Genomic DNA, 23,160 nt, shown 5'->3' with positions numbered 1-23,160 from the left:
ATCCTGAGCGGGTTTCTCCGCTCAGGATCAACGTACGCTGTCAGACCGACGATGCTGCCCGGGCAACTTGGTCATAGAATCCCGAAAGATCTCTTAATGCCGTTGCAAGATGGTGAAAGCCATCCCCGCTGTCATCCTGTCGTTCAGCAGCGTCGCGCAGACATTTGGTTCGAATGGCAAGATAGGATCTACAGACGGTTTCACCTTGTGTTGTTGTCCTGTAAAAGCGCTCCTTACCGCGGCGCTCTCCCTCGACCAATCCTGACTTGAGCATTTTTTTCAAGGAATAATTAACTGTGTGCTGGTCTTCCACATTCAGGACAAAGCAAATGTCTGCCAGTCGTTTTGCCCGTCTGCGGTGATTGACACTGTGAAGAACCAGAATATCAAGCGGGCTGAAATCCGGGTATCCAACGGCAGCCATGCACCGTGTAATCCAGCGATTGAAGGCGTTATGGGCAACGATCAGGCTGTATTCATGATCGCTTAACTGCCATTCGTGGCACAGGCTCTGTTCGTTGTGTTCGCAAACAGAGACCGGCATATTGATATCAAACCGTTGTGTGATGGCTTCATCCGGCCGTGTTTGTTCCCTTGCTTCTCGCACGAGACGTCCTCCTCTCTATCTGATTGTTTTTTATTTTCGTGCATTAGTTACACTTAATAGAGCCATCAATGACGATGTCTGCAAGGTAAAATCATAGGACATCACAAGTTTGCGGCGCGAATGTCGTGTTTACTGGGCAACCGTGAGATTTTTTCGGGATCAAGACGGTGGTATCCTGCTTCAGGGAGATCGGTTCAGCACTATGACCAACAGCATCTCATTCCGATTCGGATTTGGATATGGTGTATTGCAGGTTGGCTTACGTGTTTTCTGTCGGCGTTTTTGTTTGTGATGCAACAGATGCACAGCCTTGTGAGGGTGTCATGTGGTTTGGTGCGCAAGAATGCCTGCTGCCCGGACTACCACGGAAATGGCGGCTTGTTCCGTTCTCTTCATAAGATCAGGCGATGGCATTTCTTGTTCAGTTCGGTTCACGATTGCACCCGCCACCATACCGGCTTTTAGGCCCATAGCGGAGCACATGGTAAACAGGGTGGCTGATTCCATCTCGTAATTCATAACGTGCAGGGCCTGCCATTCCGAGAGTGACCCAGCCCATTGGCGGCGGACATGCCCAGAGTAGGTATCATAGCGCTCTTGCCCTTGGTAAAAGGTATCCGAAGACGCCGTAATGCCAACGTGCAGGTTTACGCTTTCCTCTTTTGCGGCCCGAACCAAGGCTGTTGTACAGTCAAAGTCAGCTACAGCAGGGTAGCTGGCCGGTGCGAAGTGGTGGCTTGCCCCATCCAGACGTACAGCGCCAGTTGTCACCAGAATATCACCGACAGCAATGTGCTTTTGTATAGCTCCCGTTGTGCCCACGCGCAGGAAGGTGCGAATGCCAAGCTGGGCCAGTTCCTCGACCGCGATCGATGTAGACGGGCCACCAATTCCTGTTGAGCATACGACAACCGGTATGCCCTCCAGCTCACCCAGCCACGATGTGAATTCACGGTGACTGGCCAGTGGACGCGCATTATCCATACGTTCGGCAATAAGGGGGCTTCGTCCCGGGTCTCCCGGCAGAATGGCGACGGTTGCGCCCGCGAGTATGGCGCGGTTCAGGCCAAGATGAAAAACTTCGGGCTGGGTGCTGACATTGGGCATGAGAACGGCACTTCCACTTCAGGATTGTGTTGTTTCAGGATCAAGGTAGAACGCACCTGGCAGCAACGCTGATGCCGTGGTTGTTTCCATATCACCTTTCAGATTGGTCAAGACAACCTCCAGGGCAGGTGATCCAAGCTCTATGATAACTTGGCGGCAGGCCCCGCAGGGTGTGATCGGGCCATCTGTATCGCCAACAACGGCAAGGCATGTGAATTCACCGGGTTTATACCCTTCCGAGACAGCCTTGAACAAAGCCGTTCGTTCCGCGCAGTTGCACAGTCCGTATGATGCGTTCTCGACATTGCAGCCGTGGAAGATACGGCCGTCATGTGTTTGCAGGGCAGCACCAACCTTGAAACGGGAGTACGGTGCATAGGCTTTCTCGCGGGCCTTTATCGCTTCCTGCCTGAGCTGTTGATGATGGTTCATAAAACAAGTCCGGTTCTGACAAGGTGTAACACGATGGTGTGGTCAAGGCGAAAGCGCGCGCGCCCACGGCATGACGGTTCCATCCGGGAATGGTGGCAACCTGAACATGTGTGCCAAGCTTTGCCCCACATCGGCAAAGGTTTCGCGGATGCCTTCGTTGCCCGGTGGGATCCGGTGCCCAAATGCAAGAACGGGAACGTGTTCCCGTGTATGGTCGCTGCCTTGCCAGGTAGGGTCGCAACCATGGTCCGCAGACACCAGCAACACGTCATTTTTGCCCAGGCAAGCCATCAGTTCGGGCAGTCTGTTGTCAAAGTGCTCCAGCCCGGCGGCATAACCAGCCACATCACGGCGGTGCCCCCAGGTTTGATCAAAGTCGACAAAGTTGGTCATGATAATACTGTTCGGCCCGGTATCTTTCATGGCCCGCAGGGTGGTGTCCCACAGTGCATTGTGGCCGCTGGCCTTGATGCTGCGGGTAATACCGACGTGGGCATAGATATCGGGGATCTTACCGATGCCGACAACGGTCCCACCAGCATTCGACAACTTCTCGAGAACGGTTGGGGCAGGGGGTTTGACAGCAAGGTCGCGCCGGTTTCCTGTTCGTTTGAAGGTATCTGCTGTTGTTCCGATAAAGGGCCGGGCAATCACACGGCATATATTGTAAGGCCTTACTTCCTCAAAGGCGATCTCACATAAATCGTACAGCCGTTGCAGGCCAAAGCTTTCCTCGTGGCAGGCAATCTGGAAAACAGAATCCGAGGATGTATAGAAAATGGGCCTGCCCGTTCGTACGTGTTCCTCACCTATCTCGGCGATAATGGTCGTCCCGGAGGCATGGCAGTTGCCAAGCCAGCCCGGCAGATCAAACCTGCGAACCAAGTTCTCCAACAGTGTGGGGGGGAACGTATTGTCCTTTTTCTCGAAGTAACCCCAGTCAAACCTTATGGGCACACCGGCCAGTTCCCAGTGACCGGATGGGGTGTCCTTGCCGCTGGAGATTTCACGGGCGGCAGCCCATGCGCCGATGATATCCGGTTGAGGGTTAAACCCGGCTGGTAGTTCCCCTGTCGCAAGACGCGCGGCCAAGCCAATCCCCAGGCGTTCAAGATTAGGAATCCGCAGTGGTCCCGAGCGCTCCGGGCTATCGGCCCGCCCATCACGACACCATTGGGCTATATGGCCGATGGTGCTGGCTCCTTGGTCTCCGAAACGCTCTGCATCAGGCGTAGCGCCGATGCCAAAGGAGTCCATGATCAAGATAATGGCGCGCATGCCGGTATTCTCCTGCCTCGTCGCCTTAGTACCCATGCCCTGCCGGGGGGGCGCCTTTGTGGCCAAGGGTGGCCAGAATATCTGCCAAAAGCCCCGATGCACCAAAGCGGAATGTTTCGGGGCTTATCCAGTCAGGCCCCATAATCTGTTCTGCCAGATCAAGATAAAGCCCGGCATCGGCAACGGTCCGGATTCCACCCGATGCCTTGAATCCTACCTTCCTGCCGCAGTCCCGAATGGTTTCAAGCATGATGCGGGCGGCGTCAGGCGTCGCATTGACATCAACCTTTCCGGTAGAGGTTTTCAGGAAATCAGCACCGGCTGTGATACTGATTTCTCCGGCCTGGCGGATCAGGGCAGGATCACGCAGCATGCCCGTTTCAAGAATGACCTTGAGAACCTTGGAGCCAGCGGCTTTGCGGCTTTGCGCAACCACAGACTGACCAGCCGCCGTATTGCCATCCAGCAGGGCAGACCAAGGGAAGACAACGTCGATCTCGTCGGCCCCTTGTTCAATGGCAGATTCAGCTTCCCGTGCCGCTGCTGCGGCATTTTCCCCGCCGTGTGGGAAGTTGGTAACCGTAGCCAGCCTTACATTCTTCAAGTTCTGCTTTACCAGCGCTGCCCTGGCTGCGGGAACAAGGTGTGGCCAGATGCACAGGGCGGCCGGTGCCCCGAAAGGTGTATTGGCCCTTTCAGCCATTGCGGAAACAGTTGCAGTATTATCTGCTGTATCCAGTGATGTCAGATCCATCAGGGACAGGGCCCGCTTGGCTGTCGTGGCCTGTTGCTGCAGAGTGCCTGTATCAGTCATGCATCATTGTCCACAAAGTCAGGTGAAGCTATTAAAGCCCCGCAGGTCTACCCTGTCAGGCAGCCTGCGGGACAGCTGAAATTAGAGCGACAAGAATATACCGGCAATTGTGGCGCTCATAAGGTTGGACAATGTGCCGGCTGTTACAACCCGAAGGCCATACTGTGTGACCTCTGAACGGCGTTCGGGCGCTACAGCTGCAAAGCCGCCGGCAAGGATAGCAATTGAGGCGAAATTGGCAAAGCCGCACAGGGCAAAGGAAACAATGGCAATGGTCCGTGGGTCCAGAGCCTGCAGGCCGCTGGCTGCAACCGTTCCGGCATCTTTGAGATAGGCGGACAGCTGGCTGTAGGCCACAAATTCATTGATGATCATTTTCTGGCCGATAAAGTTACCGGCGATCTGTGCATCCTGCCACGGTACGCCAATCATCCACGCCAAGGGAGAGAAGGCCGCCCCCATCAGGAATTCCAGATTCCATTCCGGATGACCAAAAAGACTGAAGAACCCCCCCACTGCTCCATTGCACAGGGCAATCAGGGCAATGAAGGCGATCAGCATGGCACCGACATTCAGCGCAATCTGCAAGCCGACCAATACGCCCGAGGCTGCAGCTTCGATGATGTTTGTTGGGCGTTTCTCGTCAAAGTGAATTTCGTTGAATTCGACCTGGCTGGGTTCGGTATCCGGATGAATAAGTTTTGCGAACAAAAGCCCACCGGGAATAGCCATGAACGAAGCCGCCAGCAGGTATTCCATCTTGACGCCCATGCCGGCGTATCCTGCCAGTACCGAGCCAGCAACAGCGGCCATGCCGCTCGACATGACCGTAAACAATTCTGCCCCGTTCATACGGTTGATGAAGGGCTTGACGACGGCGGGCATTTCGCTTTGGCCAACAAAAATAGTGGTGACAGCCGAGAATGATTCCAGTCTGGATACGCCAATTACCTTGTGGAACAGGGTGCCCAGTATGATCACAAACCACTTCATCAGCCCAATGTAGTAGAGCACTGAAACAAGGGCGGTTACAAAAATGATGGCACTGAGGACGCGGAAGGCAAAGACAAAGCCGCTGTCGCCGAACAACACAAACATCTTGCTGTCAACAAGGCCGCCGAACAGAAAAGCAGCGCCTTCGTGACCATAATCCAGAACATGGTTTACGCCATTTGCTGCAGCAGCCAGAACATCCTTGCCCAAGGGCACAAACAGAACCAGTGCCCCAATAGCAATCTGGCAAAGCAAGGCCGCAACAACAACCCTGGGCCTGATCGCACGGCGGTTATTGGAAATGGCCAGGCCGATCAACAGAAGGATGGCCATTCCAAGGAGGCTGCGCCAAATATCCATAAGTGTCACCTAAATCGTTGACTCAATCATTCGCTTTGCGTGCCACAACCTGAAAAGACAGGCGCCATGTTTCCATGGGTCCAAGCGGCGGAATTCTGCCATGTTCAGAATTGGTCACCGTCATATGTCTAGCCGTCTCCGGCAGGGCACCAGAACCATAGCAATTCATTCTGCGAAAGCGAGACTTTTGTGATGCAGGGATAAAAAAGCACTATCACAGTCATGATATTGATTAAGAAAGAATTTTATGAATGTACTTTGTTTGCATGTTTCTGATTTTTTCTGCTTATGTGAGAAAGCTAGTGAGTGCCATAAGTTTTTGCCGTACCCCTTGATTGCAATAGAGTGGGCGGATCGCCTTTCGGTAAATTCCTGTAGAAAAAATGTTATCCCCTGAAAAATAAGGCTTGATTGTTTCGGTGCGGACGGCTACAAACCCGCCGTGCCTACGACGTCCCCATCGTCTAGAGGCCTAGGACACCGCCCTTTCACGGCGGCGACCGGGGTTCGAATCCCCGTGGGGACGCCAAGAGCACAAGCGGGAGAGGCTCCTTTTCAAATGAAAAGGCGCCTTTTTTATTACTTTTTCTTTGGGCTGTTCCGCGATCAGAAGCGTTGCCGTGTTTCTTGATTCTGACGGGTGCCTCGTGTTTGCAGGATGGACCAACCATGACCCCCGATGAAGCCAGACAACGTGTTCTTTACCGGGACCGGCTTGTTCTGGTTCTTGATAAACCTGCTGGAATGCCTGTTCATGCAGGACCAGGGGGCGGTGATACGGTCGAGGATTATTTCCGCTATTTGTGTTTTGAACACCCGCGCCCCCCTTCTTTGGCCCATCGTCTGGATCGGGATACATCCGGATGCCTGATCTTGGGCCGTCATCACAAGGGGTTGCGGCGGATGGGCAAGCTGTTTCAGCAGGGGGCTGTTGGTAAAGTCTATTGGGCTGTCACAACGGGAATTCCAGAGGTTGGTGCAGGTGTTGTAGACCAGCCCTTGAGCAAGCTGACTCCCGCCGGTGGGTGGAAAATGGTTGTGGATCCAGCGGGAGGGCAGCCTTCTGTGACCGAATATCGGGTTCTTGGGCGTTCTTCGCAGGGGCTGGCGTGGATTGAATGTCGCCCCAGAACAGGGCGTACCCACCAGATTCGGGTGCATATGGCGCATATTGGTGCCCCGTTGCTGGGGGACCGGGTTTACGGCGATGTGGGTCAGCGGGTCCGTATGTATCTTCATGCCCGTTCGGTCCGCATTCCCCTGTATGCTGAAAAGCCACCGATTTTTGTAGATGCCCCCCCGCCAGAGCATATGCGGGATGCCTTGAAGGCATGTGGGTGGGACGGCATTCCCTAGGCTTGGGAGTCTGCCCAGTCCTCTGGCCAGCTGGGGCCAAGTGGAACCTTGCCCAGGGCACCGGGACGATCCAGGATATAGTGTGGCAGGGCGATGCCCGTCAGGCGTCCGCGCAAAGCTTTCAGCAGGGCACGTCCCTCCTCTATTTCCAGCCGGAAGTGGCTGGTTCCCTTGGCCATGTCAGGGTGGTGAAGGTAGTAGGGCTTGATCCTGTTGCGCAGGCAGGCACGAAACAGGGCCTCCAATGCATCCACGTTGTTGTTGACGTCTTTCAGAAGCACAGTCTGTGAAACAAGTGGAATTCCCGCTTTGCTCAGGCTTGCAACAGCATGGCAGACTTCGGGGGCAAATTCATCGGCGTGGTTGACGTGAATGGCAACCCAGACGGTGGCCCTGTCCAGGGAAGCCAATGCGGTAACAAGGTCTGGTGTAATGCGCTTGGGGTCATGGATGGGCAGGCGCGTATGGAAGCGAATCAGTTCGATATGATCCATGCTGTCCAATGCGCCGAGGATGTAGTGCAGGCGCCGGGGTGACAGCAGCAGGGGGTCTCCGCCTGTCAGGATGACCTCGCGCAGTTCCGTGTGGTCTGCAATGTAGGACAGGGCTTTCTCAAGCTCTTCATCATTCAGGCTTTCAGAGCCTGGTCCCACAACTTCGCGGCGGAAACAGAAGCGGCAGTAGGCTGCGCAGACGTGTACTGGCTTGAGAAGAACCCGGTCCGGGTAACGATGTACGATCCCTGCTACCGGGCTCTTCAGGTTGTCGCCGATCGGGTCAGCTAGTTCATCGGGGGTTGTAACCAGTTCCTTGACAGAGGGGCGGAATTGTCGTGCCAGAGGGCTGTCTGCCGGCATACCCGCCAGTTGACGTTCAAGGAAAGAGGTCGTGCGTACGGCATAACGGCGCGCAACATCCTCAAGCTGGTCCTGCGTTTCTGTCATCGGGTTTGTCATCATGGTCGGCAGCGGTATACCCAGTATGGCCCGGAAAGCAAGACGTTTGCATAATAGTTTGTCTTTACAACAGGATTTTTTAACCAGATCCGTGGACACTGTTCCCCACAAGCGATGAACAGGGGGGGGCAGTGCGGTGCATTATAAGGCTATCAAGGTGGAAATTACGCAGCCTATCCCGTATACGAACCAGAATTTTTATGAAATCGTGTGGGCTGCGCGGCTGGAAGTCTTTCGTCAGGCCTTGGAGGGTGGAGCCAAGACGCCCTTTGATATTATGGCTTGCCTCGTTAACCTAGAGCAACAGTTTACTTTTGGTGTAGAGAAACTGCCTTCCCCGACAGGCGATGGTACATTGTACCTCAACGGTGTTGTAAGGCTGGTGCCAAATCCTGATAGCAATCAGCAAAGCCTATCCGCAACATCATACAGCTTTAATCAGATACTCGCTGTGGTCGTGCAGCATTGCGATGATGGGGTCAAGGCCATTGTAGAGCTTGGTGCCGGTTATGGTCGCAACCTGATTGAACTGCGCCATCATCTGCGGCGTCCTGATCTTGCCCTCATCGGGGCTGAGTATACCCAGTCCGGACGGGACGCCATGGAGTTCTTCAATGCCAGTTTTCCGGATCTGAGCCCGATACAAACAGCTTTTACCGATCACCACCTGGCATCCTTCCCTTTTGTTCCCGGTAGGGACAAGGTGCTGGTTTTTAGCTGCCACTCTCTTGAGCAGGTTGAGAAATTACCATTGGATTTCTTTGTCAATCTTGCAGCCTCCGCTGAGGACATCACCGGTGTTCATATCGAACCGTTCGGTTTTCAGGCTGTGCCAAGAAGCGCGTGGAACCGTTCTCATTATGATCATAATGCCTTTATCCGCTCCAAGAATTATAACCTGAACATGTGGGCGTGTCTGGAACATGCTGTGCGTGAACAGGCCATCACGATAACAGGTGTGGCTCTCAATGTATCCTTTGCCCAGCCGGAGAATCCATCGTCTGTCATTGTCTGGAAAAAGTGTACCGCTTGATCAGGTCTTGCGTTCCAGGGCGCCCACTTCGACATCATTCCAGCTTTCAGCCCAGTGTGGAAGCGGGGGACGCAACCCTGAATCGGCGCCAAGCATTGTGGCAATGTGACTGGGGTCTACAACGCCGGCAGCGTCGACAAAGCAGGTTTTGACCATGGCGATACAGGCTACAACGCCCTTGCGGGTCACGAACTTCTGCTCGATCCACAGCCAGCGCTCATCCCAGCACACAAGCCGTGTTTCAAGCTGGAACGGCTGAAAAGGCCGCAATCCCTTGCGATAGCGCAGCATTTGGGCCCCGACCATCGCCTGCAGCCTGTTTTTCAGGATCAGCTTCCACATGCCACAGCGCACCATCAGGTCGATCCGGCCAAGATCCATGACCGCAGCATAGTGTGCGTTGTTCATGTGCATATTCAGGTCAACATCCGATGGCCAAACCCGACCCTTAAGGACCGAGGTTTCGGTAAAGCCCAGCCGTGGCCGGAACCAGACACATATCAGAAGCCACAGGAAACGCAGCCAGAGAGTCATCGTGTGTGGCCTGCCTGAGGGGAGGGTCCGTCTTTTGTACGTAGTTAAGGAACAAAAGACGGACAGGAAGAAACTATCCTAGAAGGCGTCGTCGGGGAAGTCCATCATGCTTGAAGCACCACTCATCAGCCCGGAAAACAGCGCGCCCGTCTGTGGCAGGACCCGCTGCATGAAGAAACGGGCTGTAGCAATCTTGGCCTCGTAGAATGCGGCATCTCCGTTGGTACCCGTAGCCAGTTTGTCACGCGCGACATCAACACTGCGACACCACAGATAGGCAATGGCTGTCAGGCCAAAGAGCCGCAGGAAATCAGACGATGCCGCGCCGGCTTCATCGCGGTTGGCCATGGCCTTTTGTGCGATAAAACCTGTGGCTTGTTGCAGACGTGTGAACGCCTTGGCCAGCGGGGCAACAAATTCTTCCATCGTCTCATCTTCGCCTTTGGCGGCGATGTAGTCGGATACCGGGTGAAAGAAACGCCGCAGGTAACGTCCGGCAAAAGCCGGCATCTTGCGGCCGACAAGATCCAGAGCCTGGATGCCGTTGGTGCCTTCGTAAATCTGGGCGATACGTGCGTCGCGGACGTATTGCTCCATACCCCATTCACGAATATAGCCATGTCCGCCGTAAACCTGAACGCCCAGGTTGGTTGCCTCTGACCCCAGGTCGGTGATCAGGGCTTTGACGATAGGGGTCATCAGGGCCACCAGATCATCCGCTTCCTGGCGCACATCTGGGTCCGGATGTGCGGTTGCCAGATCCAGTGCATGGGAAACCCAGGCCACCAAAGCACGTGATCCTTCCATGGTGGCACGCTGGGTCAGCAACATCTTGCGGACATCAGGATGAACCAGAATGGGATCGGCCTTGGCTTCGGGCTTTTTGGCACCACTCAGGGCGCGCCCCTGAATCCGGTCACGGGCATAGGCTACGGCCCCTTGGTATGATGCTTCGCCCAGTCCAAGCCCCTGGACACCAACGGCCAGCCGCTCGGTGTTCATCATCGTGAACATGGCACGCATGCCTTTATGTGGTTCTCCTACCAGCCACCCGGTTGCGTCATCAAAATTCATGACACAGGTTGCAGACGCCTTGATCCCCATCTTGTGTTCAATCGAACCGCACATGACACCGTTGCGCTGGCCCGGGTTTCCTGCCGGATCCGGCAGGAATTTCGGTACCACAAACAGGGAAATGCCCCTGGCGCCCTCGGGTGCTCCGGGTAGTTTGGCCAGAACCAGGTGGATAATGTTCTCGCTCAGGTCATGTTCCCCGGCCGAGATAAAAATCTTGGTGCCCGTAATGCGATAGCTGCCGTCCGGGTTGGGGTCAGCCTTGGTGCGGATCATACCCAGGTCTGTTCCGCAATGCGGTTCGGTCAGGCACATGGTTCCTGACCATTCACCAGAGACCAGCTTCGGAAGATAAACGTTTTTCTGCTCTTCCGTGCCATAGGCCGACAGCGAGACATACGCGCCATGGGTCAGGCCGGGGTACATGCCAAAGCTGAGGTTTGCCGAGCAGATCATCTCTTCCACCAAGCTGTTGACCAGCTTGGGCATGCCCTGGCCCCCATAGTCCGGAGAGCAGGCAATGGCCGCCCATCCAGCCTCGCAGAATGCCCGGTAGGCATCACGGAAACCCGAGGGTGTTCGTACCACCCCGTTTTCATAGGTGCAGCCTTCCTCGTCACCGGGACGGTTGAGAGGGTAGAGGACCTGCTCGCAGAACTTGGCAGCTTCTTCCAGCACGGCGTCCAGGACATCCGGTGTCATGTCTTCATAGCCGGGCAGGGTATGCAGCGCGCCACCGTCAAAAAGCTCGTGCAGGACAAAGCGCATCTCACGCAGGGGGGCCTTGTAGGGAGCGGCCATGGCGTTTTTCCTTCAGCTTGTCAGTTGCGCAGGGGCTTGCCGGTCAGCAGCATGTGCTCGACCCGGTCCAGTGTGCCTTTCTGGCGCACCAGCCGCATGAAAGAGGACCGTTCCAGCGCAAGAATATTTTCTTCTGTCAGGGTCTCGGTATGATCCGTTTCTCCGCCGGACAGGATGTTCGCCAGTTCCAGGGAAACCACTTCGTCGTACGGTGTTGCCTTGCCCATGCGGCGGAACTGGCCCAGTGCCATTTCCATGGCAACCTTCCCGGTTTCACCCGGCAGTTTGAGTTCGATGGGCTCTGCCGGTTTATAACCCTGAACCATGGCCAGGGCTTTTGCCTTGGCGTCGGCCAGCAGGCGGTAACGGTTCATGGTAATGCCGTCACTGTCCCGCAGGAAACCACGTTCCTTGGCATCCATGGCGGACTTGGCCACGGTTGCGGTGGAAATGGTCTCAAAGGCTTTTGCAACCGGTGGCATTGGCCCCTTGGGCAGGGCCGGATGAACACTCAGGCGGTGCAGCATTTCCTTGCAGCCACCCCAGCCCGGGATCAGGCCAACCCCGACTTCGACCAAGCCCATATAGGTTTCTGCATGGGCTTGTACGGCATCACAATGCAGGAGGATTTCGCACCCACCTCCCAGCGCCATGCCCGATGGTGCTCCGACAACCGGGAACGGGGCACGCTTCAAGGCCATGTAGGCTTTCTGACCGTTTTCCACCATCTCTTCGATCATGGGCCAGGCTGCAATATTGGCCGCAAAAATAGCCAGACCAAGATTGGCACCAACCGAGAAATTGGAGCCTTCGTTGTAGACCAGAAGAGCCTTGAAGCCGTTTTTGGGAATGAAGCGAACCGTCTGGCTGATCATTTTCAGGATCTCGGGATCCAGTGAATTCATCTTTGATGTGAATTCCAGACAGGCAACCCCGTCACCGATATCCCACAGAGAGGCTGAGCCATTCTTCAGCAGTGGCTTTGCCGTACGCTTGATATCCTCCAGAAGGATGACGCCATCCGGACGGGTCAGTTCTTTCCATGATCCGTCCGGAGACAGGGCCATCCGCCGCCCGTTCTCAATCTGGTAAAAGCTCTTGCCCGCTGCTGTCTCCAGGAAGGCAGGTACAGGCATGCCTTCTTGTTTGAGGGTGGCGATCAGCGCATCGGGGCCGATCTGGTCAGCCAGCTGGAACGGGCCGAATTTCCAGTTATAGCCAAGGCGCATGGCTTCATCGATGTCATCAACCGATGCGGTAACGTCTGGTATCAGGGATGCGGCATAAGACAACGTGCGGGCCATAACGCGCCGTGCATACCGTCCCCCTTTGTCCGGATGGGACAGAAGAACCTGACCGGCCTTCTTTCCGGCTTCTTTTGCGGCATCAAGCGAAGCCAGCTGAGGCTTGACGGAAACCCGGTACTGCCCAGTCTTCAGGTCGATTCCTTCCTTGATCTTTTCTGTACTGGTCCGGTTGATACGGTAAAAGCCCCCCTTGCCTTTGCGGCCGGTATAGCCATCGGCAATCATGGTCCGGATCAGTGCAAGATCGCGGTTGATAACATGGAAGGCATCGGTTTTGGGCAGCAGGGACAGCATGGACTGAAGGATGTGCGGCATCAGGTCCAGGCCGACCAGATCCATCAACCCGAAAACGCCGGTTTTGGGAATGCCAAACGGACGACCGAGAATGGCATCGGCTTCTTCGATACTGATATCGTTGTCCATTGCTTCGACAACGGCAGCCAGGATCCAGAGAACGCCAAGGCGGTTGCCGATAAAGCCCGGTCGGTCCTGGCAGTGAACAATCGATTTGCCCAGCTTCAGGTCGCAGAACGCGGATACGGCATCGATCGCCTCCGCCCTTGTTTGTGGGCCACGCACCACTTCCAGCAGCCGCATGTACCGTGGCGGATTGAAAAAGTGCGTGATGCAGAAATCACGGGCAAAGGCATCGGAAAGTCCCTTGGTCAGGCTTTCCAACGGAATCGTTGACGTGTTGGAAGAGACAATACAGCCCTTTTTGCGCACGCTATCCAGCTTCCGGTACAGGTCCTGCTTGATATCCAGCCGTTCGACAACGGCTTCGATAATCCAGTCACAGTCGGCCAGCCGCGGCAGATCATCTTCCAGATTCCCGGTCTGGATATTTCTGGCGCATCCTTTGGTCATGAAGGGTGCCGGGTCTGCCTTCAACATTTTCTGTACAGCAGTTTCGGCGATGACGCTCCGGTTTTCCGCATCGGCTGGAACAATATCCAGCAACACAACGGGAACGCCGGCATTGGCAATATGAGCCGCAATGCCGGCACCCATGACGCCGGCTCCAATGACCGCTACCTTGTTGATCGGGGTTGCCATCTGGTGTTTCTCCCCGTGGTGTCAGGATATGGCTTCAAGGATGGTGGCAATGCCCTGGCCGCCGCCGATGCACTGTGTTGCCAGGGCGTACTTGCCGCCTTCGCGTTTCAGGACGCTGGCTGCCTTTCCGACAATACGGGCACCGGTTGCCCCCAAGGGGTGCCCCAGGGCAATGGCACCGCCATCAAGGTTGATTGATTTCGGGCTTAGTCCCAAATCGCGGATACAGGCGAGGGACTGGCTGGCAAACGCCTCGTTCAGTTCAACAACGTCGATATCCTTGACGGCCAGTCCCGCGCGGGACAAGGCTTTGCGGGTTGCTTCCACCGGCCCGATTCCCATGATTTCCGGTGCACATCCTGAGACGGCAATGCTCTTCAGTCGGGCAACCGGGGTCAGGCCATGCTTCATGGCATAGTCCTCGGAACAGACCAGAACCGCTGCGGCCCCGTCGGTCAGGGGGGAAGACGTGCCCGCTGTCACGGTTCCCTCTGCATTGAACGCCGGCTTCAGGATGGACAGGGTTTCCAGCGAGGTATCCGCCCGGATGCAGCCATCGCTGTCAACCACGTCACCTTTTGGCCCGGTTATACTGACAATCTCATCCTTGAAAAGACCAGCCTTGCGTGCCTTCTCAGCTTTTGCATGTGAGGTGACGGCAAACTCTTCCTGTTCCTTGCGTGTAATCTGGTATTTTTTGGCAACATTTTCGGCGGTATCCCCCATGCTTGCAAAAACCTGGGGCATTTTGCGGTACAGTTCCGGATGGGGCATGGGATTGAAGCCCATGATCGGAACGCGGGTCATGCTTTCGACCCCGGCACACAGGAAGGCTTCTCCGGCGCCCAGCTGTATGGCACCGGCTGCCTGATGGATGGCCTGCATGGATGAACCGCAGAAGCGGTTGACGGTCACAGCGCCGATTCCCTGTGGCAGTTCAGCGAGGAAGCCGATGATCCGTGCGATGTTGAAGCCCTGTTCACCTTCCGGGAAGGCATTGCCGACAATCAGATCTTCCAGGTCTTCCGGTTTGACGCTGCTGCGCTTTACCAGAGCCTTGACAACCTGTGCTGCCAAATCTTCCGGGCGTACCTTGGTCAGTCCGCCTTTGCCGGCAAGGTGAAAGGGAGACCGGGCATATCCGGCGATGACAACATGTCTGATACCCATATTTCTGTTTCCTCCACGGAGCATGTCTGCTTCTTGGGCTGATACCAGCCTGAAGTCAGGATGTAGCGATGCCTGTCTGTGTATGGTCCAAGGCCGTCTGTGTGATGTGTTCTTGAGGCATTGAGGGTAGCTTGAAGCCGTTAGAGGGGTGGTTGTTCCTGACCGCTCTTGGCAGCCTCTTCGGCAACCAGCTCTTTCTTGGACAGCTTGCCAACGGGGGTCTTGGGCAGTTCATCCCGGATTTCGATACTTTTTGGCATTTCTATTTTCGATACCTTGTCACTCAGGAAATCTTTCAATTGTTCCGGCGTGATGTCGCCTGCATTGTCGCGCAGCCGTACGAAGCATTTCGGGGCTTGTCCGCGATAGGGATCGCTAACCGCAATGCAAACGGCTTCAGCAACATCCGGATGCAGATACAGGGCCTCCTCGATGACACGTGGGTATATGTTATACCCGCCGGCCAGAATCACATCCTTGATCCGGTCCACCAGATAGACGTACCCATCATGGTCAATAGTTCCGACATCGCCGGTGTGGAGGCGTCCGTCCCGAATCGATCGGGCGGTTTCCTCGGGGCGGTTGTAATATCCCTTCATGACTTGGGGCCCGATGATACATACCTCGCCTTTTTCCCCTCGTGGCATCAGGGTATCATTGCCATCCAGAGAGCGGATTTCGATCCGTGTGCCGGGCATGGGGATACCTATGGACCCCGGCTTGTTGATCCCGACCATCGGATTGCAGGTAGCGATGGGAGAACTTTCGGACAGGCCATATCCTTCCACCGCAACGCAGCCAGTCAGTTTCTCGAACTGCAGCTTGACCTCAACCGGCAGCGGCGCCCCGCCGGATATACAGGCCCGCAGGGATGACAGATCATAGCGCGACAGATCCGGAGCGTTCAGGATGGCGGTGAACAGGGTGGGTACTGCGACCATCAGGGTTGGTTTGCTCTGGTTGATGGTTTTCAAAAATCCCTTCAGTTCGAACCGGGGGAGCAGAACCAGTTCGGCCCCGATAGCCGTTCCCAGGTTTTGCAGGGCTGTCATGGCAAGAACGTGAAAGAACGGAATCACGCACAGCAGTTTTTCCTGCCCCATGCGAACGCCCGGAAACCAGCGTATGGCCTGCTGGCAGTTTACCGCCAGGTTGGCATGGGTCAGCATGGCTCCCTTCGGGATTCCGGTGGTGCCCCCTGTGTACTGCAGGACTGCGACGTCCTCGACCGGGTTAACGGGGATACGCCGGAAATCGCCGACATTGTCGGTCAGGTGATCAAACCAGATCGTCTTGTCGTCGTGATCAACCGGCGCTACCTCGGCCCGTTTCAGGGCTGCAAACAGGAAACCCTTCAGGGGTGGTAAAATGCGGCGCATTGGGCAGACAACAATGCGGCTGAGCGGGGTGTCCTTTTGCTCCAGCACGTGTCGTACCTTGGGGTACAATTGAATCAGGTCCAGCGTGACCATGATCTGTACGCCGGCATCCCGTACCTGATTGGCAATTTCACGTTCTACATAAAGCGGGTTGAAATTCACCACCGTGCCGCCGGCTTTCAGGATGGCAAAGTACAGGATGGTGTAATACGGGCAATTGGGCAGGAACAGGCCCACGTTTGTGCCTTGGCCTACCCCCAGGTCCTGCAGGCCGCGGGCCGTGCGGTCAACCAAGGTTGATGCATCCCGGTAGGTCCAGGTTCGTCCCATGAAATGAAGGTAGGGGCGGTCGCCATAGTTTTGTACCGAACGATCCAGCGCCGCATACAGGGGCTCCGGGGTAAACGGGCTGTCCCAGTCCACATCCGGGGTATGGTGGCGAACATCGGCCGCAGACAGGGAAGACAGGGCGGCTGTCGTCTGGACGTCAGGTGTCATCGCAGAATCCCTTGGCATCGACGAGGAGCGGGGAAGGAGCGACAGGCGTATGCGCACGGTGCTATACAATGCCTGTCGCTGAAGAAAGAGGAAGCACCCCCGGCCCATGCCGGGACAGGGGTGATCCTTCAGGTCAGAACCGGGCGGTCAGGCCAAGCGTGACAATATCAACCGATGTATCGAATTTTCCCCGCAATACATCAGTGGTGATGCTGCTCTTGCTGATCGGTGCTTTGCCAGTCCAGATATGGGTGTAGGCGCCGGTCAGGTTGATGCTGTCGGTGATGGCATAACCTGCCCCGAGCGATGCCCAGACCCGGTTGGAATCCGGAATGCGCGGGGTGCGGTATCCATCCGGTACCGGGGCTTCATCAAAGGCAACACCAAAGCTGAGATCCAGCTTGTCGGTAGCTTGATAGTTGGTACCAAGGGCAAAGAACCACGTGTCTTCCCAGTTCTCCGGATTGACCGTGTCTGCACTGCCATTGGCTTTCTTGACGCGGGTTTCGTCAAACAGGGACCAGTTGGTCCACGCGGCTTCCCCCATGACTGCCCAAGCCGGGGTAATGTTATAGGTGATCCCAAGGCTGAGCATGTCGGGGGTGGTCAGCTTCACGCTTCCCTTGGTGTTGACAAAACGTGAGTCAGCGGCAAGCGCTCCCACGTTGGAGAATCTTACATCACCCTCCAGCGTGTGCTCAATCCGTGACTTGTAGGCAATGCCAAGACGCGTGTTGGAGAAGGGCTGTATGGTTGCCCCCATCGTGTAACCAACAGCCCAGTCATCACCGCTGAGTTCCGTGTATCCTTCGCCGGCCCCGCCTAAGACAGCGTTGTTTATTGCATTGCTCAATGTGGCATCGGCTTTCTGGATGTTGATGCCACCGCCAACAGACACCCAGTTGCTGATACGATAGGCAACCGTGGGCTGGACGTTGATTGTTTTCAGCTCGCTCTTCAGGGCATGGAAGCGCCCTTGCCACCCGCTCTTGTAGTCTGTTTTCAGGCCATAGGGTGCATTGATCCCCAAGCCGAACTTGAGGTCATTGCTGTGGGAATACAGCGCATACAGTGATGGGACCAGTTCCAGCCCCCCGGCATCACCGCCGTCATTGCTTCCCAGTGCGGCAGTGCCCGCCAGCGTCGAGCCATTGTTCTTGAACTTGGCGGACGGGATGACAAACGACATGTTGGCCTGCGCAGCATGCCCCGACAGACGGGTCAGCCCGGCTGGATTGAAGTAAATTGTGGACAGATCCCGTGCGCTTGAAGTGGCGCCGGCAAATGAACTACCTTGCCCTGCTGAACCCTGTTCCCGCAACTGGAAGCCTGATGCCGCCGCGTTCCCTGCCGCAAGAGACAGGGCCAGTGCCGGAGCAAGGGACAGGCAAGCACGTGATATACGATAGCGTGATTTCAAGGTAACGGACATATAACTTCCCCCCTGGATGCTATACGATCTGTTCGGGCTCCCCCATGGTGCATGGCCCCGTAACAGCTTCGCCTCTGGCTCACGGTATCTATGCGGGTAGTTCCGTCAAGTATTTTCGTACTATGCGTGTTCTCTTTGCATGTCGTGCAGCATCGGGATGCTTGTATTTGTACTGGACAAGATGATGTGCACAATGGATGTTTACAGTCATGATTGACCCTGAACTTCTTGATCTTTACTCGGCGCGCATGAAAGTGTTGGCGGCCTCGATGGCTGACGCTGTTGTCGTGGATGCTGCGCATGCGGTTGTGCAGCGCCGCAGCCCGCTGTGCGGCAGTCAGGTGACGTTTTCTGTTGTGCTTGATTCGGCCGGGCGGGTTTCTGCCCTTGGCTATGATGTCCAAGCTTGTGCTCTGGCTGCAGCAGCGTCGGCTATTGTCGTGTCTGCGGCTCCCGGACTTTCTTTATCCGATCTCTGTGCTGTTCGTGATCAGGTCAAGGCCATGCTGAAGGGACAGGATGTCGTCTTTCCCGGTGGGCGCTGGGCGGATCTTGACATCCTGCGTCCGGCAGAGGTTGTGCCGTCCCGCCATGGGTCGGTGATGTTGCCGTTTGATACCCTTGTCGATGCCTTTGCGCAGGCCCTGGACGCACACTCTCTCGACAATCCATAATACTGCCTCTTGCAGGCAAGGTGTGCGTATCCTACACATAGGGCCCGGCCTTTGCTTTCAGACCCTTGCCAACGGAATCCCCACCGATGAGTCGTCTTGTCCTTGTTCTCCGTCATCCCTGTCTGAAAGACCTGTACCAGTTCTGGTTACGTTTGTGCGATGACGAGACACTTCCTATGGCCGATAATCTTGATCCGTCTGCCATGCGTCCGTGGCTTGACGATCTGGCCGTTGTTGATGTGGCCCGCAACGAAGACGGACAGTTGTCCTACACCTATTGTGGACGTGGTTTGCTTCCTGTCTTCGGGGCTGATCCAACGGGTTGCCCTGTTGATGACGAGGTTACAGGCGAGGGGCCGGCACAGGCACTTTGCGACGATTACGATCAGGTTGTGCAGGAGCATATTCCCTTGGCGCGCGTCTGTGGTGGGATGTCCGAAGACAGCGACCATGCCTGGGAGCGGCTTGTTCTTCCTCTGTTCAGTGGAGAGGGACAGGTGGAGAAATTGTTGTTGTCTGTTTATCGTCTTTCCCCGCCCGCCGGAGCCGTGGTTTCCTGAAGCCATCTTCCCCTGACCCATATTTCAGAGCTAGCTGCATGACCATAGACCAGTTTCCTGCTGACCAGGCAACAAGCCGGGAAGACATTGTTATTGTGCGGGACGCCATGACGGCCGCAGAGTTCAATCTTTGGTGCGCGCTTCAGTCCCGGCCCTATCGCCTGGTGCAGAATGTATGGCCAGATGGTGTGCTGGAGTGGGATGTTGAATACAAGCCAGGACGACCCGAGGCTGCCATTGTCTATGGGACGGGCCAAGAAGAGGAAGCCTTGGCTGTGATTGCCGCCTTTGCCTTTCTGGCTGGCGTAGAGTGTCACGACCCTGTCGCTGATGTAGAGGATATCGCTTCCGTCGATAGTCTGGAGACATCTGAGCCTGCTTTGCCGTCTGCTGATAGCTGCAATGCAGAGGATAATCCCGAAGTTGGTGTATATGACCCAGAGGATCCGGAACCGGAAGAAAATGTGGGGGAATACAGCATCCCCGACGATCCTGTTTCTGTTGAGTGTACGCATGAAGTTGACAGCGATGATGGCTATCATGCTCCTGCCTTTGATGTCTTGCAGTCTCCCCCCGTACGCGATGGAGAGGAAGCCGACGAAACTGTTCTGGCCGAGCATGCGCGGACCCTGGAGACGGTTCTGAAGAATTTCAAGGTTCGCGGCGAGATCATGGAGGTCAAGGCCGGGCCAGTAGTGACGCTGTATGAGTTTGAGCCTGTGCCGGGGACCAAGTCCTCGACAGTGATCAATCTGTCTGATGACATCGCCCGTTCGATGAGTGCGGTAACAGCTCGTGTTGCTGTTGTCCCCGGGCGCTCGGCCATCGGGATTGAGCTGCCCAACGAGGAGCGGGAAACTGTCTGGTTGCGCGAGATGCTTGAGTCCCCCGCTTTCGGAGCTCATGGCGGTCGGTTGCCGTTGGCCTTGGGTAAAGATATTGGTGGGGATCCGGTAGTCGTTGATCTGGCCCGGATGCCCCATCTCCTGATTGCCGGGACGACGGGATCCGGCAAATCGGTTGGCATCAACACCATGATTCTGTCGCTGCTGTACCGTTTGTCGCCGGAACGGTGCCGTTTGATCATGGTGGATCCCAAGATGCTGGAGCTGTCTGTTTACGACGGTATACCGCATCTCTTGACCCCGGTTGTTACCGATCCAAGGAAAGCTGTTGTGGCCCTCAAGTGGGCAGTGCGGGAGATGGAGACGCGCTATCGCAACATGGCTGCCGTCGGGGTGCGGAATATCGAAGGTTACAACGAGAGGGTTCGTGATCTGGCCGCACGGGGGGAGCAGGTTACCCGCAAGGTTCAGGTTGGTTTTGATCGTGAGACCGGCGAGCCGGAATTTGAGGATCAGATTGTTGACCTCTCACAGTTGCCCTACATTGTGATTGTGGTCGATGAAATGGCAGACCTGATGCTGGTTGCCGGAAAAGAAATTGAGGCCACGATCCAGCGCCTTGCTCAGATGGCCCGTGCTGCAGGTATTCACCTGATCATGGCCACCCAGCGCCCCAGCGTCGATGTAATCACCGGCACCATCAAGGCCAACTTCCCGACCCGTATCTCGTTCCAGGTCACCAGTAAAATTGACAGCCGCACCATCTTGGGCGAGCAGGGCGCTGAACAGCTCCTCGGCCAGGGTGATATGTTGTATATGGCTGCGGGTGGGCGTATCACCCGTGTGCATGGGCCCTTTGTATCAGATGCCGAGGTGGAGCGTGTCGTGCGCCACATCAAGGACTTCTGTGGTGAGCCTGATTACCTGCACGCCATTACCGAAGAGGGAGATGATCCGGATGGAGATTCCTCTGACGGGGCAGGGTCTGTCTTCGACAACACGGCCTTGGGTGAGGGGGGCTATGACGATCCCTATGACCAGGCGGTTGCACTGGTGATGCGCGAGCAGAAAGTATCGGTCAGCTTTATCCAGCGCCACCTGCAAATCGGCTATAACCGTGCTGCCCGTATTGTCGAAAAGATGGAAACAGAAGGAATTGTCAGCGCTGCCAACCATGTCGGGAAGCGTGATATCCTTGTTTCGGCCAGCCGTTATCTGGCTGGCCGTGACGATGGCTCCAGCACGCTGTAGCCAGAGTGTTGGGGGCTTATCCCTGTTGCAGGAACTCCAGCACGTGACCGATAAATGTTCCCGGGGCTTCAGCATGTGGCCAGTGCCCGCACCCGTCCATACGGACCAAGGCATGATACGGGAACAGGGCCTGAATGCGTGCTTCGCCCCTTGAGGTCACGTAGCCTGATTGTCCACCGACAAGAAACAGGGCCGGGTTTCTGTACGGGGATGTTTCAACGGTCGCGGGGAATGCGCGGATGGCATCCATGCTGTCATCCAGGGTCCGCAGGTTGATCTGCCACTTCAGATGGCCCCTGCTTTCATCGGTGATCAGGTTTTGGGTCAGGAACTTGCGCAGGGATTCCTCCGGGATGGCATGGGCCAGTTGAGCCTCGACTTCGGCGCGGCGCGTAACGCCGACAAGGTTTACTGCTTCCATGGCTTGAATATAGGTGCGATGTTCGGCGCTGCCGTAATCGACGGGTGCAATATCGACGACCAGAAGGCGCTCCACGTGCTCTGGATGGTGAAGAGCCATGGTCATGGCAATCTTCCCCCCCATGGAGTGGCCGAGCACAATGGCTTTGTGCAGCCCCTGCCTGTCCATCCACTCCATGACAGTGTTTGCCATGGATACGTAGTCAACCGGGCCATCGGTCCATGGGCTGTTTCCATGATTGGGCAGATCAAGGCAGAAGACGTGGTATCCGTGACCGGACAGCGTCCGGGCAATGGACCCCCAGTTGCGGCCGGATCCGAATAAGCCATGCAGGATAATCAGCGGCGTCCCAGCGTGGCCATGGTCTGTGTGGGCAAGTAACATGAGAAAAGCTCCGGGGTCGTTCAGGGTTGGGGGCGGGAAAAGACCCAGGTCGTGGTGTCCGAGCGATCCGGAACAAAGCGGTAGCCACCATCATTGAAACGCTTCAGGTCGTCGGCCTGTTTCAGGCGATTGATAATCATATAACGGGCCATCATGCCCCTGGCCCGTTTGGCCATCAGCCCGATGACTCGGCTTTTGCCGTTTTTTTCCTCGTGAAAGGTTGGCGTGATGACCCGGGATTTCAGCTCGGCTCCGGCGGCCTTGAAATATTCGGCGGAAGCCAGATTGATGAGAACTGGTTGCGGCTGGGCTTGTACGTCCCGGTCCAAGTGTGGCGCGATGCGGCCTTTCCAGAAGGCATATAAATCCTGCCCCCGTTCGTTGTCTAGGCGGGTTCCCATTTCCAAGCGATAGGGTTCAATGGCATCCAGCGGCCGAAGGACCCCATAAAGACCGGACAGGATACGCAGCCTGTCTTGTGCCCACTCCAGATCGGCTTGGTTCATGGTGCCGGCTTGCAGGCCAATGTATGTGTCGCCGGCAAAGGCAAGAACAGCGTGTTTGGCCTGCTCTATGCTCTTTGTTTGGCCCATATGCTGGAAGCGGGCGTAGTTCAGGTCTGCCAGCCGATCGGAAAGCTTCATAAGCCGGCGCAAGTCATCCGGAGTCAGGCGTTGTGCCCGTTTGGCCAGTATGGCTGTATCCTCGGCCAGAACAGGCCGGGTTTGGGGCAAATGGGGTGGAGGGGCGGAGAAGTCCAGGTTTTTGGCCGGAGAAAGAACGGCAAGCATAAGCACCAGCATCTGTGGATTCGAAACGCAACGTGTATATTTGACTG

General features: G+C 56.1%; 19 protein-coding genes, 1 tRNA gene and 1 pseudogene. 6 read left to right on the top strand and 15 right to left on the bottom strand.

What is annotated here, in order from left to right; translation table 11 throughout:
• Positions 1-40: 40 nt before the first annotated feature.
• The 6 genes and pseudogenes from HEQ72_RS02850 to HEQ72_RS02825 all read right to left on the bottom strand — a co-directional run bounded on the left by HEQ72_RS02850 (position 41) and on the right by HEQ72_RS02825 (position 5,591).
• Positions 41-607 (bottom strand): winged helix DNA-binding protein, encoded by a 567-nt coding sequence (locus HEQ72_RS02850; protein ID WP_322099462.1) that lies wholly within the window; start codon positions 605-607, stop codon positions 41-43.
• Between the two features lie 321 nt (positions 608-928).
• Complete coding sequence (gene udp, locus HEQ72_RS02845) at positions 929-1,714, bottom strand: uridine phosphorylase (protein WP_168022475.1); 786 nt, start codon at positions 1,712-1,714, stop codon at positions 929-931.
• A gap of 18 nt (positions 1,715-1,732) precedes the next feature.
• A pseudogene (locus tag HEQ72_RS02840) lies at positions 1,733-2,152 on the bottom strand (cytidine deaminase); the annotation flags it as partial.
• A gap of 36 nt (positions 2,153-2,188) precedes the next feature.
• Positions 2,189-3,424, bottom strand: a complete 1,236-nt coding sequence (locus HEQ72_RS02835; protein ID WP_168022473.1) for a phosphopentomutase — start codon at positions 3,422-3,424, stop codon at positions 2,189-2,191.
• A gap of 25 nt (positions 3,425-3,449) precedes the next feature.
• Positions 3,450-4,238, bottom strand: a complete 789-nt coding sequence (gene deoC / locus HEQ72_RS02830; protein WP_168022472.1) for a deoxyribose-phosphate aldolase — start codon at positions 4,236-4,238, stop codon at positions 3,450-3,452.
• 81 nt (positions 4,239-4,319) lie between these two features.
• On the bottom strand, positions 4,320-5,591 hold the full coding sequence (locus HEQ72_RS02825) for a NupC/NupG family nucleoside CNT transporter (protein WP_168018566.1): 1,272 nt from the start codon (positions 5,589-5,591) through the stop codon (positions 4,320-4,322).
• 453 nt (positions 5,592-6,044) lie between these two features.
• On the opposite strand from HEQ72_RS02825, the gene HEQ72_RS02820 reads away from it, so the two are divergent.
• Both HEQ72_RS02820 and HEQ72_RS02815 read left to right on the top strand, forming a co-directional pair.
• Positions 6,045-6,120 (top strand) — tRNA-Glu (locus tag HEQ72_RS02820).
• A gap of 140 nt (positions 6,121-6,260) precedes the next feature.
• Positions 6,261-6,947, top strand: coding sequence for an RluA family pseudouridine synthase (locus HEQ72_RS02815; protein WP_168022471.1), 687 nt, complete (start codon positions 6,261-6,263; stop codon positions 6,945-6,947).
• Here the strand turns inward: HEQ72_RS02815 and HEQ72_RS02810 are convergent.
• On the bottom strand, positions 6,944-7,891 hold the full coding sequence (locus HEQ72_RS02810) for a lysine-2,3-aminomutase-like protein (protein WP_245184055.1): 948 nt from the start codon (positions 7,889-7,891) through the stop codon (positions 6,944-6,946). The genes HEQ72_RS02815 and HEQ72_RS02810 overlap by 4 nt on opposite strands.
• A gap of 148 nt (positions 7,892-8,039) precedes the next feature.
• Here HEQ72_RS02810 and HEQ72_RS02805 point away from each other — a divergent pair, with 148 nt between their 5' ends.
• A complete protein-coding gene (locus HEQ72_RS02805; RefSeq protein ID WP_168022469.1) occupies positions 8,040-8,936 on the top strand; it encodes a hypothetical protein in 897 nt (298 codons plus the stop codon).
• Here the strand turns inward: HEQ72_RS02805 and HEQ72_RS02800 are convergent, their stop codons facing one another.
• From HEQ72_RS02800 to HEQ72_RS02775, 6 genes are all read right to left on the bottom strand, one after another.
• On the bottom strand, positions 8,937-9,470 hold the full coding sequence (locus HEQ72_RS02800) for a thioesterase family protein (RefSeq protein WP_168022468.1): 534 nt from the start codon (positions 9,468-9,470) through the stop codon (positions 8,937-8,939).
• Positions 9,471-9,548: 78 nt separating this feature from the next.
• Positions 9,549-11,345, bottom strand: coding sequence for an acyl-CoA dehydrogenase C-terminal domain-containing protein (locus HEQ72_RS02795; protein WP_168022467.1), 1,797 nt, complete (start codon positions 11,343-11,345; stop codon positions 9,549-9,551).
• Positions 11,346-11,365: 20 nt separating this feature from the next.
• Entirely contained in the window at positions 11,366-13,708 is a 2,343-nt protein-coding gene (locus HEQ72_RS02790) for a 3-hydroxyacyl-CoA dehydrogenase/enoyl-CoA hydratase family protein (protein ID WP_168022466.1), read from the bottom strand.
• 21 nt (positions 13,709-13,729) lie between these two features.
• Positions 13,730-14,872 carry a thiolase family protein gene (locus HEQ72_RS02785; RefSeq protein WP_168022515.1) on the bottom strand — a complete coding sequence of 381 codons (1,143 nt, stop codon included), beginning with the start codon at positions 14,870-14,872 and terminating at the stop codon, positions 13,730-13,732.
• 146 nt (positions 14,873-15,018) lie between these two features.
• Positions 15,019-16,755, bottom strand: coding sequence for a long-chain-fatty-acid--CoA ligase (locus HEQ72_RS02780; protein ID WP_245184053.1), 1,737 nt, complete (start codon positions 16,753-16,755; stop codon positions 15,019-15,021).
• 133 nt (positions 16,756-16,888) lie between these two features.
• Positions 16,889-18,187 carry an OmpP1/FadL family transporter gene (locus tag HEQ72_RS02775; protein WP_168022465.1) on the bottom strand — a complete coding sequence of 433 codons (1,299 nt, stop codon included), beginning with the start codon at positions 18,185-18,187 and terminating at the stop codon, positions 16,889-16,891.
• Between the two features lie 209 nt (positions 18,188-18,396).
• Between HEQ72_RS02775 and HEQ72_RS02770 the strand changes: the two genes are divergently transcribed.
• The 3 genes from HEQ72_RS02770 to HEQ72_RS02760 all read left to right on the top strand — a co-directional run bounded on the left by HEQ72_RS02770 (position 18,397) and on the right by HEQ72_RS02760 (position 21,517).
• Positions 18,397-18,861 carry an iron-sulfur cluster assembly scaffold protein gene (locus HEQ72_RS02770; protein WP_168018582.1) on the top strand — a complete coding sequence of 155 codons (465 nt, stop codon included), beginning with the start codon at positions 18,397-18,399 and terminating at the stop codon, positions 18,859-18,861.
• Positions 18,862-18,947: 86 nt separating this feature from the next.
• Positions 18,948-19,421, top strand: coding sequence for a PAS domain-containing protein (locus HEQ72_RS02765; protein ID WP_168018584.1), 474 nt, complete (start codon positions 18,948-18,950; stop codon positions 19,419-19,421).
• Positions 19,422-19,528: 107 nt separating this feature from the next.
• Positions 19,529-21,517, top strand: coding sequence for a DNA translocase FtsK (locus HEQ72_RS02760; protein WP_415877244.1), 1,989 nt, complete (start codon positions 19,529-19,531; stop codon positions 21,515-21,517).
• A gap of 16 nt (positions 21,518-21,533) precedes the next feature.
• Here the strand turns inward: HEQ72_RS02760 and HEQ72_RS02755 are convergent, their stop codons facing one another.
• Together HEQ72_RS02755 and yaaA are read right to left on the bottom strand one after the other, a co-directional pair.
• On the bottom strand, positions 21,534-22,322 hold the full coding sequence (locus HEQ72_RS02755; protein ID WP_168022464.1) for an alpha/beta fold hydrolase: 789 nt from the start codon (positions 22,320-22,322) through the stop codon (positions 21,534-21,536).
• Between the two features lie 20 nt (positions 22,323-22,342).
• Entirely contained in the window at positions 22,343-23,113 is a 771-nt protein-coding gene (yaaA, locus tag HEQ72_RS02750; protein WP_168022463.1) for a peroxide stress protein YaaA, read from the bottom strand.
• Between the last annotated feature and the right edge of the window lie 47 nt (positions 23,114-23,160).

The sequence above is a fragment of the Haematospirillum sp. 15-248 genome (assembly GCF_012102665.1).
In the GTDB taxonomy this organism is placed as follows: Bacteria; Pseudomonadota; Alphaproteobacteria; order Rhodospirillales; family Rhodospirillaceae; genus Haematospirillum.
Note: the sequence above shows the minus strand (reverse complement) of the source record. Positions and strands in the feature narration are given on the sequence as shown.

Coding starts and splice junctions, on each gene's coding strand:
- udp (WP_168022475.1), bottom strand. CDS start 1,714: ATGCCCAATGTCAGCACCCAGCCCGAAGTTTTTCATCTTGGCCTGAAC.
- HEQ72_RS02835 (WP_168022473.1), bottom strand. CDS start 3,424: ATGCGCGCCATTATCTTGATCATGGACTCCTTTGGCATCGGCGCTACG.
- deoC (WP_168022472.1), bottom strand. CDS start 4,238: ATGACTGATACAGGCACTCTGCAGCAACAGGCCACGACAGCCAAGCGG.
- HEQ72_RS02825 (WP_168018566.1), bottom strand. CDS start 5,591: ATGGATATTTGGCGCAGCCTCCTTGGAATGGCCATCCTTCTGTTGATC.
- HEQ72_RS02815 (WP_168022471.1), top strand. CDS start 6,261: ATGACCCCCGATGAAGCCAGACAACGTGTTCTTTACCGGGACCGGCTT.
- HEQ72_RS02810 (WP_245184055.1), bottom strand. CDS start 7,891: ATGACAGAAACGCAGGACCAGCTTGAGGATGTTGCGCGCCGTTATGCC.
- HEQ72_RS02800 (WP_168022468.1), bottom strand. CDS start 9,470: ATGACTCTCTGGCTGCGTTTCCTGTGGCTTCTGATATGTGTCTGGTTC.
- HEQ72_RS02795 (WP_168022467.1), bottom strand. CDS start 11,345: ATGGCCGCTCCCTACAAGGCCCCCCTGCGTGAGATGCGCTTTGTCCTG.
- HEQ72_RS02790 (WP_168022466.1), bottom strand. CDS start 13,708: ATGGCAACCCCGATCAACAAGGTAGCGGTCATTGGAGCCGGCGTCATG.
- HEQ72_RS02780 (WP_245184053.1), bottom strand. CDS start 16,755: ATGACACCTGACGTCCAGACGACAGCCGCCCTGTCTTCCCTGTCTGCG.
- HEQ72_RS02775 (WP_168022465.1), bottom strand. CDS start 18,187: ATGTCCGTTACCTTGAAATCACGCTATCGTATATCACGTGCTTGCCTG.
- HEQ72_RS02770 (WP_168018582.1), top strand. CDS start 18,397: ATGATTGACCCTGAACTTCTTGATCTTTACTCGGCGCGCATGAAAGTG.
- HEQ72_RS02765 (WP_168018584.1), top strand. CDS start 18,948: ATGAGTCGTCTTGTCCTTGTTCTCCGTCATCCCTGTCTGAAAGACCTG.
- HEQ72_RS02760 (WP_415877244.1), top strand. CDS start 19,529: ATGACGGCCGCAGAGTTCAATCTTTGGTGCGCGCTTCAGTCCCGGCCC.
- HEQ72_RS02755 (WP_168022464.1), bottom strand. CDS start 22,322: ATGTTACTTGCCCACACAGACCATGGCCACGCTGGGACGCCGCTGATT.
- yaaA (WP_168022463.1), bottom strand. CDS start 23,113: ATGCTTGCCGTTCTTTCTCCGGCCAAAAACCTGGACTTCTCCGCCCCT.